This window comes from Streptomyces sp. NPDC058469, assembly GCF_042721125.1.
Lineage (GTDB): Bacteria > Actinomycetota > Actinomycetes > Streptomycetales > Streptomycetaceae > Streptomyces.
This window is the reverse complement of the sequence record NZ_JBHXME010000365.1, coordinates 1-1153: the sequence shown is the minus strand read 5'-3', so window position 1 is coordinate 1153 and position 1153 is coordinate 1. Positions and strand designations below refer to the sequence as shown.

Here is a 1153-nt window from a genome sequence, read left to right as displayed (position 1 = left end):
TACTGAGGTTGAACTCGGGTTGTCGTCGGTGTGAGTGATAACCCGGTTTCGATGAGGCATCCGTCGATGAGGTGGGGGCGGTACTGGATCGTGCGGAGGCCGTGCCGGATGGTCTGGATGAGGTGTTCGGGGGTGGTGAAGGCGGTGTTGGGCAGCCATCCGCGCCGCAGCAGCGACCAGATGCCCTCGACCGGGTTGAGGTCCGGTGCGTAGGACGGCAGCTGGTAGACGGTGAGCCAGTCCCGTCCGGCGGTGAACTGCCGCATCCCGGCGGCGAGATGGACGTTGAGGTTGTCCCAGACGAGCACGATCGGGCCGCCGAGCTGCTGGTGGGCGGTGATGAGCAGGTCGCGGTAGTCGGTCCAGGCGAAGCTCTTGCGTCCGTCGCGCCGGCCGTCGTCGCGGCGCGGCCGGTAGATCAGCCGGGAACGTTCACCCGGTTTGTAGCAGGTCAGGGCGGCGATCGAGACGCGGCGGCGGGAGCGTCCACGGACCCGGATCACAGGGGTGCGCCCGCGTCGGGCCCAGGTGCGGGCGATGGGCGGCGTCATCGAGAAGCCGGACTCGTCCTCGAAGACGATCCAGGCGTCGAGCGCCGCCGCGGTCCTTCCACCTGCGGCCAGGTCTCCTTCACCCAGCCGGTGACCTTCTCCTCGTCACGTTCGACGGCCCGTCTGGCCGGCACCTGGCAGGAGAACCCGTGCCGGATCAGCAGCTTGCGTACGCCCTGGAGGGTGTAGCTCTTGTGGAAGCGACGGCCGATCACGGTCTTGATCCTCGACAGCGTCCACCGCTGATCCGGCCAGCCGTGCGCGACCGGGCCCTTGGCCAACTCCCGTTCCAGCTGGCCGAACTGGGCCTCGCTCAACCGTGGCGGCGAGGCCGAACCCGCCGAACGCAAAGCTCTCGGACCGCCCTTGTCCCAGGACCTGCGCCACCGCTGCACCGACCGGACGCTGACCCGTAACTCCTTCGCGATCACCGAGCTCGGCTCGCCCACGGCAAACCGCTCGGCGGCCATCATCCGGATCTCTTCGCGGAACTGCCTACGCTCATCGCTCACGCCCCCGCCCTGCGCATACCTCATGACACCGGCGTACCGCGACGATCAAGCCCTGTCAGCAACTACGACAACCCGAGTTCAACCTCAGTA

The 1153-nt window shown here is 67.8% G+C and carries 2 protein-coding genes; both read right to left on the bottom strand.

What is annotated here, in order from left to right; genetic code table 11:
• On the bottom strand, positions 1-551 hold a 551-nt coding region (locus tag ACFWP5_RS52490; RefSeq protein WP_384174572.1), incomplete at its 3' end, for a transposase.
• Positions 548-1087 (bottom strand): winged helix-turn-helix domain-containing protein, encoded by a 540-nt coding sequence (locus ACFWP5_RS52485; protein WP_384174569.1) that lies wholly within the window; start codon positions 1085-1087, stop codon positions 548-550. The genes ACFWP5_RS52485 and ACFWP5_RS52490, both read right to left, overlap by 4 nt.
• Positions 1088-1153: the final 66 nt, after the last annotated feature.